This is a genomic window from Paraburkholderia sp. BR10882 (assembly GCF_040948855.1).
In the GTDB taxonomy this organism is placed as follows: domain Bacteria; phylum Pseudomonadota; class Gammaproteobacteria; order Burkholderiales; family Burkholderiaceae; genus Paraburkholderia; species Paraburkholderia nodosa_A.
Genome location: NZ_JBFPKP010000098.1, coordinates 1 through 255, shown reverse-complemented (window position 1 = coordinate 255; position 255 = coordinate 1). Strand labels below are relative to the sequence as shown.

The 255-nt window shown below is 71.0% G+C and carries 1 protein-coding gene; it reads right to left on the bottom strand.

Going from position 1 to position 255, the window contains the following annotated elements:
- The coding region (locus AB3X99_RS41060; RefSeq protein WP_368662082.1) for a pyridoxal-phosphate dependent enzyme at positions 1-255 on the bottom strand (255 nt) is incomplete at both ends.

Sequence of the window (255 nt, the reverse complement as noted above, 5' to 3'; positions counted from 1 at the left end):
TGTACGACTCGCCGGCCTGCACGACCTCGACGGTGGCGCCGCCGTGGGCGCGCACGGCATCGACCTTCACCTGCGGCGTGGTCACCGGCACGCAGATCACGGCCTTCACGCCGAGCTTCGCCGCCGACAGCGCGACGCCCTGCGCGTGGTTGCCCGCCGAGGCGGTGATCACGCCGCGCTCGAGCTGCGCGGGCGAGAGATGCGCCATCTTGTTGTAGGCGCCGCGCAGCTTGAAGGAGAACACCGGCTGGTTGT